Raw genomic sequence first — 15,086 nt, forward strand, 5'->3', positions numbered from 1 at the left:
AGAGGCGCGGCGGGTCGGGCTAGGGTGGCCAACGTACAAGCACTCGCGGGAGCCCGGACGCACCGGGCTGAGAGGGAGGCTGGCGGCCTCCGACCGTACGAACCTGATCCGGGTCATGCCGGCGAAGGGAGGGGCTGGACGCCCATGTCGTCACGTACGTCAGACGTCCTCGTCATCGGGGGCGGAATCATCGGCCTGGTCACGGCCTGGCGGGCCGCGCAGCGCGGGCTGACCACGGCCGTCGTGGACCCCGAACCGGGCGGCGGGGCCGCCCAGGTGGCCGCCGGGATGCTGGCCGCCGTCACCGAACTGCACTACGGCGAGCAGACCCTGCTCGGCCTCAGTCTGGAGTCGGCCCGCCGCTACCCGGACTTCGCGGCCGAGCTCACCGACCTCACGGGCCTCGATCTCGGCTACCGCCAGTGCGGCACGCTGGCCGTCGCCCTGGACGCCGACGACCGCGCCCACCTGCGCGAACTGCACGTCCTGCAGCGGCAGTCGGGGCTCGACTCCGAGTGGCTGTCGGGGCGCGACTGCCGGCGCCTGGAGCCGATGCTCGCGCCCGGCGTGCGCGGGGGGCTCAGGGTCGACGGCGACCACCAGATCGATCCCCGGCGCCTGGCACGCGCTCTCGTGGCGGCGTGCGAGGGGGCGGGCGTGGTCTTCCACCGCGCGTGGGCCGAGCGCTTCCACGTCGTACGGGACCGGGCCGCCGGTGTCACGACCGCGGGCGGTGACGAGCTGGGCGCGGGCCAGGTGGTGCTGGCCGCCGGCAGCCTCAGCGGGCGCCTCCCGGGCGTCCCGGACGACGTGCTGCCGCCCGTGCGGCCGGTGAAGGGGCAGGTGCTTCGGCTGACCGTGCCGAAGCGGTACGCGCCGTTCCTGAGCCGCACCGTGCGCGCGGTCGTCCGCGGCAGCCATGTCTACCTGGTGCCGCGCGAGAACGGCGAGCTGGTCGTCGGAGCGACCAGCGAGGAGCTGGGCTGGGACACGACGGTCACCGCGGGCGGCGTGTACGAGCTGCTGCGCGACGCGCACGAGCTGGTGCCCGGGATCACCGAGCTGCCGTTGACGGAGACGCGTGCGGGCCTGCGTCCCGGCTCCCCGGACAACGCGCCGCTGCTCGGCCCGACGCAGTTGCCCGGGCTCCTGCTGGCCACCGGCCACTACCGCAACGGCGTGCTGCTCACGCCGGTCACCGGCGACGCCATGGCGCACGTCCTGACCACCGGCGAACTCCCGGACGAGGCCCGTCCGTTCACCCCGAGGCGTTTCGCGCTCATGGAGCAGCCCGCATGAACATCTCCGTCAACGGTCAGGCGCGGGAGTTCGCTGCCGGCACCGCTCTCGACTCCGTCGTACGCACGCTGACCCCGGCCGCCTCCGGGGTGGCCGCCGCCCTGAACGAGACCGTCGTCCCACGCGCCGAGTGGCCGTCGACGTCCCTCTGCGAGGGGGACCGCGTAGAGATCCTCACCGCCGTCCAAGGAGGCTGACGCATGGCCGACGATCCCCTTGTCATCGGCGGTACGTCCTTCACGTCCCGCCTGATCATGGGCACCGGCGGTGCTCCCAGCCTCGACGTGCTGGAGCGGGCGCTGGTCGCGTCCGGCACGGAGCTGACGACCGTGGCGATGCGGCGCGTGGACCCCTCGGTGCACGGCTCGGTGCTGTCCGTCCTGGACAGGCTCGGCATCCAGGTGCTGCCGAACACGGCGGGCTGCTTCACCGCCGGCGAGGCCGTCCTCACCGCCCGCCTCGCGCGCGAGGCGCTCGGAACCGAACTGGTCAAACTTGAGGTCATCGCCGATGAGCGCACCCTCCTGCCCGACCCGATCGAGCTGCTGGACGCCGCCGAGACCCTCGTCGACGACGGCTTCACGGTGCTGCCGTACACGAACGACGATCCCGTCCTCGCCCGGAAGCTGGAGGACGTCGGTTGTGCGGCGGTCATGCCGCTCGGCTCGCCGATCGGCTCGGGGCTCGGCATCCGCAACCCGCACAACTTTCAGTTGATCACCGAGCACGCGCGCGTGCCGGTGATTCTGGACGCGGGTGCGGGTACGGCGTCGGACGCGGCGCTCGCGATGGAGCTGGGGTGCGCGGGTGTGATGCTCGCCTCAGCGGTGACGCGGGCACAGGAGCCGCAGCTGATGGCCGAGGCGATGAAGCACGCGGTGGAGGCGGGACGGCTGGCCCGGCTCGCGGGGCGGATTCCGCGGCGTCACTTCGCGGCGGCGTCGTCCCCCGCGGAGGGCCTCGCACGACTGGACCCCGAGCGGCCCGCTTTCTGAACGAACGTTCGACACTGGCCTGAAGTCGCTGCGATGTCCGTCACAGCTCGGCTGCAGTCACGCCCCGATCCCGCAGGAATCCACGGCCCTGTCAGTCACGGCTCGTACACTCACCTGCGTGGATACGACCCTTCAGGACCCTCTGGTCGGGCAGGTGCTCGACGGGCGCTATCGCGTGGAGGCGCGGATCGCGGTCGGCGGGATGGCCACGGTCTACCGGGCCCTGGACACCCGCCTCGACCGGGTGCTCGCGCTCAAGGTGATGCACCCCTCGCTCGCCGCCGACGGCACCTTCGTCGACCGGTTCATCCGGGAGGCGAAGTCCGTCGCCCGGCTGGCCCATCCGAACGTGGTGCAGGTCTTCGACCAGGGCACCGACGGGTCGTACGTCTATCTCGCGATGGAGTACGTCGCCGGGTGCACCCTGCGGGACGTGCTGCGCGAGCGCGGGGCGCTGCAGCCGCGCGCCGCTCTGGACATCCTGGAGCCGGTGCTGGCCGCGCTCGGTGCCGCGCACCGCGCCGGTTTCGTGCACCGGGACATGAAGCCGGAGAACGTGCTGATAGGAGACGACGGCCGGGTCAAGGTCGCCGACTTCGGCCTCGTCCGCTCCGTGGACACGGTCACCAACACCACGGGAACGATCCTCGGCACCGTCTCCTACCTCGCGCCGGAGCAGATCGAGCACGGCACCGCCGACCCCCGGGTCGACGTGTACGCGTGCGGTGTCGTCCTGTACGAGATGCTGACGGGCGACCGGCCGCACTACGGGGACTCCGCGGCCACCGTCCTCTACAAGCACATCCACGAGGACGTCCCGCCCCCGTCGGCCGCCGTGCCGGGGCTGGCGTACGAACTGGACGCGCTGGTCGCGTCGGCCACCGCCCGCACCCCCGACATCCGCCCGCAGGACGCGGTGGCGCTGCTCGCGCAGGCGCGCGAGGTGCGCGCCGCGCTCAGCGTGGACCAGCTGGACGCGATGCCCCCGCAGGCGCTCGCCTCGGACCACCGGGACATCTCCGCGGACCGTACGAGCGTGATCCCGCGCGGGCTGACGGTGCAGCGCCCGCTGCCGGTGAACGAGGACGACGACCGGCGGGCACTGCACCACACCAGCCTGCTGGAGACTCCCCCACCGCTGCCGCCGCGCCGGCGCGGCCGGGGCGGCGCGCGCGGCCGGGGCGGTCCGCTCGCGATCGTCGTCGCGGTGCTGCTGGTCCTCGGTGTCGGCACGGGTGTCTGGTACATCAACTCCGGCCAGTTCACCAAGGTCCCGCCGGTGCTGGCGAAGACCCAGGTGGAGGCGCGGAAGCAGCTGGACAACGCCGGGCTGGACCTCGGCAAGGTCAAGCACGCCTACAGCGACACGGTGAAGCGGGGCACGGTCATCAGCTCCGACCCCGTGCCCGGCAGCCGCGTCCGCGACAACGCGTCCGTGACGCTCACCCTCTCCGACGGCCCGGAGACCGTGCAGGTGCCCGACCTGGAGAGCCGGACGCTGGCCGAGGCGAGGACGCAGCTGAAGCAGCACAGCCTCGAACCCGGCATGGTCACCCGCGAGTTCAGCGACGACGTCCCCAGGGGCTCCGTGATCTCCACGGATCCGGCGGCGGGCACGAAGCGGCACGCAGGTTCGGCGATCGCGCTCGTCGTCAGCAAGGGAAGCCCGGTGGACGTCCCGGACGTCACCGGTGAGGACCTTCAGGACGCGAAGGCCGATCTGGAGGACGCGGGCCTGACGGTGAAGGTCGCCTCCGAGCGGGTCAACTCCGAGTACGACAAGGGGCAGGTCGCCGCGCAGACACCCCGGAGCGAACGCCAGGCCGCCGAGGGCGACACGGTGACGCTGACCCTGTCCAAGGGCCCCGAGATGATCGAGGTTCCGGACGTCACCGGGGACAACGTCGACGACGCGCAGAAGACCCTGGAAGACGCCGGCTTCAAGGTCGACAAGGACCGCGGTCTGCTCGGACTGTTCGGCGACACCGTCAAGAGCCAGTCCGTGGAGGGCGGGGACAAGGCGCCCAAGGGGTCGACGATCACCATCAAGATCCGGTGACGGAGCACGTCAGGCTGCGTGACACCCTGAACGGGTGAAGATTCAGCAGTCCCGCAACCCCGTCGGCGGCCATGTTCCCGTGGCCGGCGGTCTCCACTCCGTCGGCCTGTCGTACGCCCATGATCTGAAGGCCGAGACGGTGCAGGTCTTCGTCGCCAACCCGCGCGGCTGGGCCACGCCGGTCGGCAATCCGCGACAGGACGAGGAGTTCCGCGCGGCGTGCGAGGCCGAGTCGATCCCGGCGTACGTGCATGCCCCGTACCTGATCAACTTCGGTTCGCACACCGAGGCGACCGTCGAGAAGTCCGTGGACTCGCTGCGGCACTCGCTGCGGCGCGGGCGGGAGATCGGAGCGCTCGGGGTGGTCGTGCACACGGGCAGCGCGACCGGCGGCAGGGACCGCTCCGTCGCCCTGAAGCAGGTGCGGGAGCACATGCTGCCGCTGCTCGACGAGCTCACCCACGACGACGACCCGTTCCTGCTCCTGGAGTCGACCGCCGGGCAGGGCGCCTCGCTCTGCTCGCGGACCTGGGACTTCGGCCCGTACTTCGAGGCGCTGGACGCCCATCCGAAGCTCGGCGTCTGCCTGGACACGTGCCACATCTACGCGGCCGGCCACGATCTGACCGGCCCGAGCGGCATGCACCAGACCCTGGACCTGCTGGTGGACACCGTCGGCGAGGGCCGGCTGAAGCTGATCCACGCCAACGACTCCAAGGACGTGGTCGGCGCACACAAGGACCGGCACGAGAACATCGGTGCCGGTCACATCGGCGAGGATCCGTTCCGGGCGCTGATGACCCACCCCGCGACCGAGGGCGTACCACTGATCATCGAGACACCCGGCGGCAAGGAAGGGCATGCCGCGGACGTGGAGCGGCTGAAGAAACTGCGCGACTCGTAGGCCGTTGAGGAATACCCCAGGGGGGTATACGGTTCCTGCTCGATGCAGGAACCGTTACCTGACATTGGGGGCAGCCATGCAGCACGAAGCACATCAGGAACATCAGGAACATCAGACACACGCACACCACCATCACCCGGCCGCCGCCACCTGGAGCATGGCCGCCCAGGCGACCCTCCACTGCCTGACCGGCTGCGCCATCGGCGAGGTGCTGGGCATGGTCGTCGGCACGGCACTCGGCTGGGGCAACGTCGCGACGACGGTCCTGGCGATCGTCCTCGCGTTCTTCTTCGGCTACTCACTGACCCTGCGCGGGGTGCTGCGGGCCGGCGTCGGTTTCCGTACGGCCTTCCGGGTGGCACTGGCCGCGGACACCCTGTCCATCGCCGTGATGGAGCTGATCGACAACGGTGTGATCGTTCTGTGGCCGGACGCGATGGACGCCCAGCTGGCCGACCTGCTGTTCTGGGCTTCCCTCGCGATCTCCCTGGCGATCGCCTTCGTCACGACGACACCTGTCAACAAGTGGATGATCGGCCGCGGAAAGGGCCACGCGGTGGTGCACGGCTACCACCACTGACGACGTCCGCCAGGAGTCAGAGCTCGGGGCCGTCCCCGAGCTCCTCCTGGTAGGAGTAGCGCTGCTCCTTCCACGGGTCCCCGACGTTGTGGTAGCCGCGCTCCTCCCAGAAGCCGCGGCGGTCGGCGGTCATGTACTCCACGCCGCGCACCCACTTCGGGCCCTTCCAGGCGTACAGATGGGGCACGACGAGGCGCAGCGGGAAGCCATGTTCCGCCGTCAGCAGCTCGCCGTCCTTGTGGGTGGCGAAGATGGTCCGCCCGGACGCGAAGTCCGCCAGGCGGAGGTTCGAGCTGAATCCGTATTCGGCCCACACCATGACATGGGTGACCGCGGGCGCGGGCGGCGCGATCTCAAGAATCGTACGGGCGGGAATCCCGCCCCATTCGGCGCCGAGCATGCTGAACTTCGTGACGCAGTGCAGGTCGGCCACGACCGTGGCGTACGGCAGGGCCGCGAACTCCTCGTGGGTCCAGCAGTGCTTCTCGCCGTCCGCGGTCGCGCCGAATACCCTGAACTCCCAGCGCTCCGGGCGGAACTTGGGGACGGGCCCGTAGTGCGTGACCGGCCAGCCGCGTTGCAGGCGCTGCCCCGGCGGAAGCTCGGCCTGTGCTGCTCCTCCTGAATCGCGTTCTCCCGATTCACGCTCCGCCGGCTGACCCATGTCTCCATCCTGACAGACCTATGACAGTGCGCTTGACCGCCCCCATCAAATACGGGCAATTGCGACTAAGTATGCACTTACTTACTAAGTGAAGACTTACTGGACGATCTTTGTTGCCGGTGGAATCATGCGGCGCAACCTGCCAGTCCCCACGCTTGGAAGGAGCCTCTGCGATGCAGGGCGACCCCGAGGTCATCGAATTCCTCAACGAGCAACTCACCGGCGAGCTGACCGCGATCAACCAGTACTTCCTGCACGCGAAGATGCAGGAGAACTTCGGCTGGACGAAGCTCGCGAAGTACACGCGGCACGAGTCGTTCGACGAGATGAAGCACGCGGAGGTGCTCACCGACCGCATCCTCTTCCTGGAGGGGCTGCCGAACTACCAGCGGCTGTTCCATGTGCGCGTGGGGCAGACCGTCAAGGAGATGTTCGAGGCCGACCGGCAGGTCGAGGTCGAGGCGATCGACCGGCTCAAGCGCGGTATCGAGGTGATGCGCACCAAGGGCGACATCACGTCCGCGAACATCTTCGAGTCGATCCTCGCGGACGAGGAGCACCACATCGACTACCTCGACACCCAGCTGGAACTGGTCGAGAAGCTCGGAGAGGCGCTCTACATCGCGCAGCTGATCGAGCAGCCGGAGAGCTAGGCGGCCTCGTCCAGCCCGGTCAGGACCGCCTTGCCCTGTTGTTCGGCCAGCTCACGGCGGGGGCACTCGCCCCGGCCCAGGAGTGCCTGGATCCGCCGGACGCACGAACCGCAGTCCGTGCCCGCCTTGCAGGCGGAGGCCAGCCGGCGGGGGGTACCGGCACCGTCCTCGGCATGCTTCTTGACCTGCTGCTCGGTGATGCCGAAGCAACTGCAGACGTACACGCGGTTCCACCTCCCGCCGGGATTGACCAGTCTCGCCGTCCCGAATGATCGGTGAGGCTAACCTAACCTTACCCGGCACTCAGGAACCGCAAAAGTGCGATGGGGCGCGGATCGTATGTGATCCGCGCCCCATTCACGTTCCTGCAACAGGTGCCCCCGTCACCGGTCCCTACTGGTCCCTGTACATCTCGGCGACGAGAAACGCCAGGTCGAGGGACTGGCTGCGGTTCAGGCGCGGGTCGCAGGCCGTCTCGTAGCGCTGGTGCAGGTCGTCGACGAAGATCTCGTCGCCGCCGCCCACGCACTCGGTGACGTCGTCACCGGTGAGCTCGACGTGGATGCCGCCCGGGTGGGTGCCGAGGCCCTTGTGCACCTCGAAGAAGCCCTTGACCTCGTCGAGCACGTCGTCGAAGCGGCGGGTCTTGTGGCCGGAGGCCGCCTCGTAGGTGTTGCCGTGCATCGGGTCGGTGATCCAGGCGACGGTCGCGCCGGACGCGCTGACCTTCTCGACCAGCTCGGGCAGCTTGTCGCGGACCTTGTCGGCGCCCATGCGGACGATGAAGGTCAGCCGGCCGGGCTCACGGTCGGGGTCGAGGCGCTCGATGTACTGCAGCGCCTCCTCGGCCGTGGTGGTCGGGCCGAGCTTGATGCCGATCGGGTTGCGGATCTTCGAGGCGAACTCGATGTGCGCGCCGTCCAGCTGACGGGTGCGCTCGCCGATCCACACCATGTGCGCCGAGACGTCGTACAGCTGCCCGGTACGCGAGTCGACCCTGGTCAGCGCCGACTCGTAGTCCAGCAGCAGCGCCTCGTGCGAGGAGTAGAACTCGACGGTCTTGAACTCCTCCGGGTCCGTGCCACAGGCCCGCATGAAGTTCAGCGCGTTGTCGATCTCGCGGGCCAGCTGCTCGTAGCGCTGACCGGACGGGGACGACTTCACGAAGTCCTGGTTCCAGGCGTGCACCTGGCGCAGGTCGGCGTAACCGCCGGTGGTGAAGGCGCGCACCAGGTTGAGCGTGGAGGCGGAGGCGTTGTACATCCGCTTCAGGCGCTCGGGGTCCGGGATGCGGGCGGCCTCGGTGAAGTCGAAGCCGTTGACCGAGTCGCCGCGGTAGGTCGGCAGGGTCACGCCGTCGCGGGTCTCGGTCGGCTTGGAGCGCGGCTTGGAGTACTGGCCGGCGATGCGGCCGACCTTCACGACCGGCACCGAGGCGGCGTACGTCAGCACGGCGCCCATCTGGAGCAGGGTCTTGAGCTTGTTGCGGATGTGGTCGGCGGACACCGCGTCGAAGGCCTCGGCGCAGTCGCCGCCCTGGAGAAGGAACGCCTCTCCCTTGGCGACGGCCGCCATCCGGGCGCGCAGCTGGTCGCACTCGCCCGCGAAGACGAGCGGCGGATACGACTCGAGGTCCGCGATCACTGCGCGCAGAGCCTCGGTGTCGGGGTACTCGGGCTGCTGCGCCGCGGGCAGGTTTCGCCAGGTGTTGCCAGCGCTCGCGCTGGTCGTTGCGTTCACGGTCACCCGGTAAACATTACGGGGTCGTGTCGACTGGTTATCTCCCGGCTCGACTGGTGAGACAGGGCGACCACCGTCCGGACGGCCGGGCGGTGCGGTAGGGTGCGTCGCATGTTCGCGCATTCGACCCAGACCTGGTGGTGGACCGCTCATCCGGCGGCCCACTGACTGCGCGTACGCAAGACTTCGCGAAGGCCGCCCGAGGGGCGGCCTTCGGTGTTTTCCGGGGTCGTTCCTCTCCGTCCTCCTTGCCGACGACGAGACCGAGAAGGAACCCGGACCCATGAACCTGCTGGACCTGCCGCACGACCCCCGGCCGTTCGCCCTGCTGCACCGCCGCACGCCGGGCCGTGCCATCGAGGAAAACGCCACGGTCGAGCTGCTCCTCGGCCCGGTCGCCGCCTACGACCGCCTCGCCGACCTCCCTGACGAGGGCCTCGCCCTGGTCCCCTTCCGCCAGATCCGCGAGCGCGGCTTCGACGTCCGCGACGACGGCACCCCGCTGACGTTCCTCACCCCCGAGGAGTCGTACGAGATCCCGCTCGCCGACGCTCTCGCGCAGCTCCCGACGCACGACGTGCGCGTGGAGGACGGCGGCTTCGACGTCGACGACGAGGAGTACGGCGAGATCGTCGGGCGGGTGCTGCGGGAGGAGATCGGGCGGGGCGAGGGCGCGAACTTCGTGATCCGGCGGACGTACGAGGGCGGGATCCCGGGATTCTCCAGAGCCGACGCCCTCGCGCTCTTCCGGCGGCTGCTGGAGGGCGAGCGGGGCGCGTACTGGACGTTCGTCGTGCACACCGGGGACCGGACACTGGTCGGTGCCAGTCCCGAGGTGCACGTCCGGATGTCCGGCGGCACGGTCGTCATGAACCCGATCAGCGGGACGTACCGGTATCCCGCCGAGGGCCCGACACCCGAGCACCTGCTCGGCTTCCTCGACGACGGCAAGGAGATCGAGGAGCTGTCGATGGTCGTCGACGAGGAGCTCAAGATGATGTGCACCGTCGGCGACATGGGCGGGGTCGTGGTCGGCCCGCGCCTGAAGGAGATGGCCCATCTCGCGCACACCGAGTACGAGTTGCGCGGGAAGTCCTCGCTGGACGCGCGTGAGGTGCTGAAGGAGACGATGTTCGCGGCGACCGTCACCGGGTCGCCCGTGCAGAACGCCTGCCGGGTCATCGAGCGGTACGAGCCCCTCGGGCCGGATGGTGTCGGGCGCGGCTACTACGCGGGCGCGCTGGCCCTGCTGGGCCGGGACTCCGGGGGCGCGCAGACGCTCGACTCCCCCATCCTCATCCGTACCGCGGACATCGACGCGGACGGGCGGCTGAGGGTGCCGGTCGGCGCGACCCTCGTACGGGGATCGGACCCGGCGAGCGAGGTCGCGGAGACGCACGCGAAGGCGGCGGGTGTGCTGGCGGCCCTGGGCGTACGCCCGTCACGGCCGCGTGACGAGCACGCGCGCGTACGTCTCGCCGACGATCCACGCGTGCGTGCCGCGCTCGACGGGCGCCGGGCCTCACTCGCCCCCTTCTGGCTGCGGATGCAGGAGCGGTCCGCTCAGCTCACCGGGCACGCCCTGATCGTCGACGCCGAGGACACCTTCACGGCGATGCTCGCGCATGTGCTGCGCTCCAGCGGTCTGGAGGTGACCGTCCGGCGCTACGACGAGCCCGGCCTGCGGGACGCCGTGCTCGCGCATGAGGGGCCACTCGTGCTGGGCCCCGGCCCCGGTGACCCCTCGGACGTGGACGATCCGAAGATGCGGTTCCTGCGGGAGCTGACCGCCGCGGTGATCCGGAACCACGGGCACGGCGTCCTCGGCGTCTGCCTCGGACACGAGCTGATCGCGGCCGAGCTGGGGCTGGAGATCGTACGGAAGGAAGTGCCCTACCAGGGCGCGCAGACGACGGTCGACCTGTTCGGGCGGAGCGAGACCGTCGGCTTCTACAACAGCTTCGTGGCGCGCTGCGACGACGAGACCGTCGAGGAACTGGCCGCGCACGGCGTCGAGGTCAGCCGGAGCCCCTCGTACGAAGTGCACGCGATGCGCGGCCCGGGATTCGCCGGAGTGCAGTTCCACCCGGAGTCGATCCTCACGCTCAACGGCGCCGCAGTGGTGCGGGAGTTGGTCGGCGGGCTGCTGAACACGACCGTGTAGCCGGCCACGCAACGGTCCGGGGGCCGGCGCCCCCGGACCTCCGCCTGGGCCTGCCGTCAGCCGAAGAAGACCCCGACCTCCTCGTACAGCTTCGGGTCCACCGTCTTGAGTCTGGCCGTGGCCTCCGCGATCGGGACGCGGACGATGTCGGTGCCGTGCAGGGCGACCATCTTCCCGAAGTCACCGTCACGGACGGCGTCGATGGCGTGCAGGCCGAAGCGGGTGGCGAGCCAGCGGTCGAAGGCGCTGGGGGTGCCGCCGCGCTGGATGTGACCGAGGACGGTGGTACGGGCCTCCTTGCCCGTGCGCTTCTCGATCTCCTTGGCCAGCCATTCGCCGACTCCCGACAGGCGGACGTGTCCGAAGGAGTCCAGCGACCCGTCCTTGAGGACCACGTCGCCGTCCTTGGGCATGGCGCCCTCCGCCACGACCACGATCGGGGCGTACGACGCCTTGAAGCGGGAGGTGATCCAGGAGCACACCTGGTCGACGTCGAAGCGCTGCTCGGGGATGAGGATGACGTTGGCGCCGCCCGCGAGGCCGGAGTGGAGCGCGATCCAGCCGGCGTGACGGCCCATCACCTCGCAGACCAGGACGCGCATATGGGACTCGGCGGTGGTGTGCAGGCGGTCGATGGCCTCCGTCGCGATGCCGACCGCGGTGTCGAAGCCGAAGGTGTAGTCGGTGGCGGACAGGTCGTTGTCGATGGTCTTCGGTACGCCGACGACGGGCACGCCGTACTCGTCGGTGAGGCGCGCCGCGACGCCCAGGGTGTCCTCGCCGCCGATCGCGATGAGCGCGTCGACCTCCTGCTTGGCGAGGTTCTCCTTGATCCGGCGGATGCCGTTCTCCTGCTTCAGCGGATTCGTGCGCGAGGAGCCGAGGATGGTGCCGCCGCGGGGCAGGATGCCGCGCACCGCGGGGATGTCGAGGCGGACGGTGTCGCCCTCCAGCGGTCCGCGCCAGCCGTCCCGGTAGCCGACGAAGTCGTAGCCGTACTCCTGCACGCCCTTGCGGACGATGCCCCGGATGACGGCGTTGAGTCCGGGGCAGTCGCCGCCTCCGGTCAGTACTCCGACCCGCATGGAAATGTCCCTTCGCCGCGGTTGCCTGTGGGGGCCACGCTAATGGTGATCCAGGTCACACAGGGATGGGCGTGAAGGGCAATTCCGGTGAACTGTCGGGCGCGCGGTTTACTCGTCGTCAAGCCCGCGCTCTATCGCGTACCGCACGAGTTCGACCCTGTTGTGCAGCTGGAGCTTGCCGAGGGTGTTCTGGACGTGGTTCTGCACCGTGCGGTGGGAGATGACGAGGCGTTCGGCGATCTGCTTGTAGCTCAGGCCCTTGGCGACCAGGCGCAGCACCTCCGTCTCGCGGTCGGTGAGCTGCGGGACCCTGGATTCGCCGGTGTCGGCGGCGGGCGCGGGCTCGGAGGCGAGACGGCGGTACTCGCCGAGGACCAGTCCGGCCAGGCCCGGTGTGAACACCGGGTCCCCGACGGCCGTACGGCGCACCGCGTCCAGGAGTTCCTCGGTCGACGCCGACTTCAGCAGATAGCCGGTCGCGCCGGACTTCACGGCCTCCAGGACGTCGGCGTGCTCGCCGCTCGCGGACAGCACGAGGACCCGCAACGCCGGGTTGTGGCCGACGAGTTCCTTGCAGACCTGGACACCGGGCTTGGCCGGCAGGTTCAGGTCGAGGACCAGGACGTCGGGGGCGGCGGCCTTGGCTCGGCGTACGGCCTGGTCGCCGTCGCCGGCGGTGGCGACCACGTCGAAGCCGGACTCGGCCAGGTCGCGGGCGACGGCGTCGCGCCACATCGGGTGGTCGTCGACCACCATGACCCTGATCGGGTCCCGCTGCCCGTCGGTGGAATCCGTCATCGCCGCTCCGCCTTACCCCGTGGGTCCTTCGCGTCCTTCGGTACTTTCAGCTCGACCTCCGTGCCCTGCCCGGGCACCGAGATCAGTTCGGCGCTGCCGCCGAGTTCGCGCAGCCGACCCCGGATGGACAGGGCGACGCCGAGCCGTCCCTCGCCCTCGGCCTGGGCGAGTCGCCCCTCGGGGATGCCGGGTCCGTCGTCCCGTACGGTCACCACGACCTCGCCGGGCTCGTCCTCGACGAGGATCCACGCGCGCGCGTGCTCGCCTGCGTGCTTGCGTACGTTGTCCAGGGCGGCGCCGACGGCCGCGGCCAGCTCCTTCGCGGCGGGCGTGGTCAACAGCACGGGGGCGCCGGGCTCGGCGAAGCTGACCTTCGCGGCAGCGTACCGAGCGAGGAACACCCGCAGGTCCACGGGCCCGTCCTGGTCGTAGGACGGCTCCTCCACGGCCCGTACGACCGCGCCGTCGGCCGCGTCCTCCGACGCCCGGGAGACGGGGACCAGCCCGCCGGAGACCAGCGTGCGCAGCGCGACCTCCTGCTCGCCGGCCATGCGGCCCAGCTCGCCCGCCTCGCCGCCGATGACGGCACCGCGCCGCTGCACCATGGCCAGCACCTGCAGCACGCCGTCGTGGATGTCCCGGGCCAGCCGCTCCCGCTCCCTCGTCGCGGCCTCGATCTCCAGGGCCCGGGCGAGGGTGCGCTCGGAGGCGCGGGCGACCTCGACGACGTAGCCGATGGCGATGGAGGCGACCCAGACCAGGATCACGTTGTGGACGGTGTCGCGGGCCGGGGCGCCACGCGCGATCAGATTGGCGGCGGCGACCGGCGTGGAGGCGAACGCGGCCCAGCGCCATCCGCCCTTGATGGCGTACGCGAGGACCGAGCCCGCCGTCCATATGGATGGCAGGGTGGGGCCGCCGCTGTGGATGTGCGCGTCGTCGGCCGCGATCGGGGTGAGGAGGATGCCGGTGAGCGCGATCGCGAGGTCGACGGCGAGGAAGCGCTTGGTGCAGGCGACCGCGCTCTGGACGCGGGGCAGCGTGGCGAGCGTCCAGGCGAACAGGACGACGTAGTAGACGATGGCGATGCCCGCCCGGTCGTACTCGTCGTACGCGGTGGCGAACAGGCCGACCGCGTACAGCATGGTCAGCACCCGGTACGCGGTGAGCGCACGCCACAGCGGCTGCTCGACCGACATCCGCATGACTTGCTCGCGCCTGGCCATTTCCCCCACCCCCACAACCAGGAGCCTAGGCCCCGGACTTCTCCTTCTTGGCCTGTTCCTTGTCGGCCTTCGCGGCATCCGCGATCCGCCGCTTGGCCGCGGTCGCGTAGATGTCGACGTACTCCTGGCCGGAAAGCTTCATGATCTCGTACATGACCTCGTCGGTGACCGCGCGCAGGACGAAGCGGTCGTGCTCCATGCCCTGGTAGCGGCTGAAGTCGAGGGCCCTGCCGATGCGGATTCCCGGGCGCATCAGCTTGGGCATCACCTTGCCCGGCGGCTGGATCTTCTCCGTGTCGATCATCGCGACCGGGACGACCGGCGCGCCGCTGGCGAGCGCCACGCGCGCGAGGCCGCCGGGCTTGCCCCGGTAGAGACGGCCGTCGGGCGAGCGGGTGCCCTCGGGGTAGATGCCGAACAGCTCACCGCGCTCCAGGACGTCGATGCCGCTCTTGACGGCGGCCTCGCCCGCGCCCCGCGCGCCGGAGCGGTCCACCGGGAGTTGGCCGACACCCTTGAAGAAGGCGGCCGTGAGGCGGCCCTTCACGCCGGGCGTGGTGAAGTACTCCGCCTTCGCGATGAAGGTGACCTTGCGGTCGAGGACCGCGGGCAGGAAGAACGAGTCGGAGAAGGAGAGATGATTGCTCGCCAGGATGGCGGCACCCTCCGCCGGAATGTTCTCGAGCCCTTCCACCCAGGGCCTGAAGGCGACCTTCAGCGGCCCTCCGATGGCTACCTTCATCGTGCCGTACAACAACCCAGTGCCTCCCGTTTCCGTCGATCAGACCTTAACCCGGAGCACTGTCAAAGGCGCCGACGACCCTGGTCGGTGTCAGTGCGGTCGCGTACGGTGAAGGTTCTGCAGGCGCTCCATCCACTGCGTGCCCCTTCCTTGACCCCCGTTTCCATGACCCCCTTC

At 70.1% G+C, this 15,086-nt stretch carries 16 protein-coding genes and 1 riboswitch; of the genes, 9 read left to right on the forward strand and 7 right to left on the reverse strand.

The features are described from left to right. Window positions 1-35: 35 nt before the first annotated feature. Window positions 36-147: riboswitch (TPP riboswitch) on the forward strand. The 6 genes from thiO to ACYUED_RS11800 all read left to right on the forward strand — a co-directional run bounded on the left by thiO (window position 145) and on the right by ACYUED_RS11800 (window position 5,837). Then, entirely contained in the window at window positions 145-1,299 is a 1,155-nt protein-coding gene (thiO, locus tag ACYUED_RS11775; RefSeq protein WP_491292226.1) for a glycine oxidase ThiO, read from the forward strand. (Overlaps the previous riboswitch by 3 nt.) After that, on the forward strand, window positions 1,296-1,496 hold the full coding sequence (gene thiS / locus ACYUED_RS11780; protein ID WP_491292227.1) for a sulfur carrier protein ThiS: 201 nt from the start codon (window positions 1,296-1,298) through the stop codon (window positions 1,494-1,496). The genes thiO and thiS overlap by 4 nt, the downstream gene beginning before the upstream one ends. A 3-nt stretch (window positions 1,497-1,499) precedes the next feature. Further along, window positions 1,500-2,294, forward strand: a complete 795-nt coding sequence (locus ACYUED_RS11785) for a thiazole synthase (protein WP_491292228.1) — start codon at window positions 1,500-1,502, stop codon at window positions 2,292-2,294. 118 nt (window positions 2,295-2,412) lie between these two features. Beyond that, window positions 2,413-4,353, forward strand: a complete 1,941-nt coding sequence (gene pknB / locus ACYUED_RS11790; protein WP_491292229.1) for a Stk1 family PASTA domain-containing Ser/Thr kinase — start codon at window positions 2,413-2,415, stop codon at window positions 4,351-4,353. 34 nt (window positions 4,354-4,387) lie between these two features. Beyond that, complete coding sequence (locus ACYUED_RS11795; protein ID WP_491292230.1) at window positions 4,388-5,257, forward strand: deoxyribonuclease IV; 870 nt, start codon at window positions 4,388-4,390, stop codon at window positions 5,255-5,257. Between the two features lie 76 nt (window positions 5,258-5,333). Then, window positions 5,334-5,837, forward strand: a complete 504-nt coding sequence (locus ACYUED_RS11800; RefSeq protein WP_491292231.1) for a DUF4396 domain-containing protein — start codon at window positions 5,334-5,336, stop codon at window positions 5,835-5,837. Window positions 5,838-5,853: 16 nt separating this feature from the next. On the opposite strand, the gene ACYUED_RS11805 is transcribed toward ACYUED_RS11800, so the two are convergent. Beyond that, the gene (locus ACYUED_RS11805) at window positions 5,854-6,501 is read right to left on the reverse strand and encodes a sulfite oxidase-like oxidoreductase (RefSeq protein WP_491292232.1); all 648 of its coding nucleotides are present in this window, start codon (window positions 6,499-6,501) and stop codon (window positions 5,854-5,856) included. A gap of 173 nt (window positions 6,502-6,674) precedes the next feature. Between ACYUED_RS11805 and bfr the strand changes: the two genes are divergently transcribed. Further along, window positions 6,675-7,154, forward strand: a complete 480-nt coding sequence (gene bfr / locus ACYUED_RS11810) for a bacterioferritin (RefSeq protein WP_266512801.1) — start codon at window positions 6,675-6,677, stop codon at window positions 7,152-7,154. On the opposite strand, the gene ACYUED_RS11815 is transcribed toward bfr, so the two are convergent. Both ACYUED_RS11815 and ACYUED_RS11820 read right to left on the reverse strand, forming a co-directional pair. Then, window positions 7,151-7,378, reverse strand: coding sequence for a (2Fe-2S)-binding protein (locus ACYUED_RS11815; RefSeq protein WP_491292234.1), 228 nt, complete (start codon window positions 7,376-7,378; stop codon window positions 7,151-7,153). The genes bfr and ACYUED_RS11815 overlap by 4 nt on opposite strands. A 169-nt stretch (window positions 7,379-7,547) precedes the next feature. Beyond that, window positions 7,548-8,900 carry a class II 3-deoxy-7-phosphoheptulonate synthase gene (locus tag ACYUED_RS11820; protein WP_266512804.1) on the reverse strand — a complete coding sequence of 451 codons (1,353 nt, stop codon included), beginning with the start codon at window positions 8,898-8,900 and terminating at the stop codon, window positions 7,548-7,550. Window positions 8,901-9,005: 105 nt separating this feature from the next. Between ACYUED_RS11820 and ACYUED_RS11825 the strand changes: the two genes are divergently transcribed. Further along, window positions 9,006-9,062: a trp operon leader peptide gene (locus ACYUED_RS11825; protein WP_073723848.1), complete on the forward strand. Its 57-nt coding sequence runs from the start codon at window positions 9,006-9,008 to the stop codon at window positions 9,060-9,062. 115 nt (window positions 9,063-9,177) lie between these two features. Further along, window positions 9,178-11,058, forward strand: a complete 1,881-nt coding sequence (locus ACYUED_RS11830; protein ID WP_491292235.1) for an anthranilate synthase family protein — start codon at window positions 9,178-9,180, stop codon at window positions 11,056-11,058. 56 nt (window positions 11,059-11,114) lie between these two features. Here ACYUED_RS11830 and ACYUED_RS11835 read toward each other — a convergent pair whose 3' ends face one another. The 4 genes from ACYUED_RS11835 to ACYUED_RS11850 all read right to left on the reverse strand — a co-directional run bounded on the left by ACYUED_RS11835 (window position 11,115) and on the right by ACYUED_RS11850 (window position 14,909). After that, entirely contained in the window at window positions 11,115-12,143 is a 1,029-nt protein-coding gene (locus ACYUED_RS11835) for a 6-phosphofructokinase (RefSeq protein WP_491292236.1), read from the reverse strand. A gap of 108 nt (window positions 12,144-12,251) precedes the next feature. Then, window positions 12,252-12,941, reverse strand: coding sequence for a response regulator (locus tag ACYUED_RS11840; RefSeq protein ID WP_491292237.1), 690 nt, complete (start codon window positions 12,939-12,941; stop codon window positions 12,252-12,254). Continuing rightward, window positions 12,938-14,167, reverse strand: a complete 1,230-nt coding sequence (gene macS / locus ACYUED_RS11845) for a MacS family sensor histidine kinase (RefSeq protein ID WP_491292238.1) — start codon at window positions 14,165-14,167, stop codon at window positions 12,938-12,940. Before macS ends, ACYUED_RS11840 begins: the two co-directional genes overlap by 4 nt. Window positions 14,168-14,192: 25 nt before the next feature. Then, window positions 14,193-14,909 (reverse strand): lysophospholipid acyltransferase family protein, encoded by a 717-nt coding sequence (locus tag ACYUED_RS11850; RefSeq protein ID WP_491292240.1) that lies wholly within the window; start codon window positions 14,907-14,909, stop codon window positions 14,193-14,195. Between the last annotated feature and the right edge of the window lie 177 nt (window positions 14,910-15,086).

The sequence above is a fragment of the Streptomyces sp. DF42 genome (assembly GCF_058267695.1).

Coding starts and splice junctions, on each gene's coding strand:
- thiO (WP_491292226.1), top strand. CDS start 145: ATGTCGTCACGTACGTCAGACGTCCTCGTCATCGGGGGCGGAATCATC.
- thiS (WP_491292227.1), top strand. CDS start 1,296: ATGAACATCTCCGTCAACGGTCAGGCGCGGGAGTTCGCTGCCGGCACC.
- ACYUED_RS11785 (WP_491292228.1), top strand. CDS start 1,500: ATGGCCGACGATCCCCTTGTCATCGGCGGTACGTCCTTCACGTCCCGC.
- ACYUED_RS11800 (WP_491292231.1), top strand. CDS start 5,334: ATGCAGCACGAAGCACATCAGGAACATCAGGAACATCAGACACACGCA.
- ACYUED_RS11805 (WP_491292232.1), bottom strand. CDS start 6,501: ATGGGTCAGCCGGCGGAGCGTGAATCGGGAGAACGCGATTCAGGAGGA.
- bfr (WP_266512801.1), top strand. CDS start 6,675: ATGCAGGGCGACCCCGAGGTCATCGAATTCCTCAACGAGCAACTCACC.
- ACYUED_RS11830 (WP_491292235.1), top strand. CDS start 9,178: ATGAACCTGCTGGACCTGCCGCACGACCCCCGGCCGTTCGCCCTGCTG.
- ACYUED_RS11835 (WP_491292236.1), bottom strand. CDS start 12,143: ATGCGGGTCGGAGTACTGACCGGAGGCGGCGACTGCCCCGGACTCAAC.
- ACYUED_RS11840 (WP_491292237.1), bottom strand. CDS start 12,941: ATGACGGATTCCACCGACGGGCAGCGGGACCCGATCAGGGTCATGGTG.
- macS (WP_491292238.1), bottom strand. CDS start 14,167: ATGGCCAGGCGCGAGCAAGTCATGCGGATGTCGGTCGAGCAGCCGCTG.
- ACYUED_RS11850 (WP_491292240.1), bottom strand. CDS start 14,909: ATGAAGGTAGCCATCGGAGGGCCGCTGAAGGTCGCCTTCAGGCCCTGG.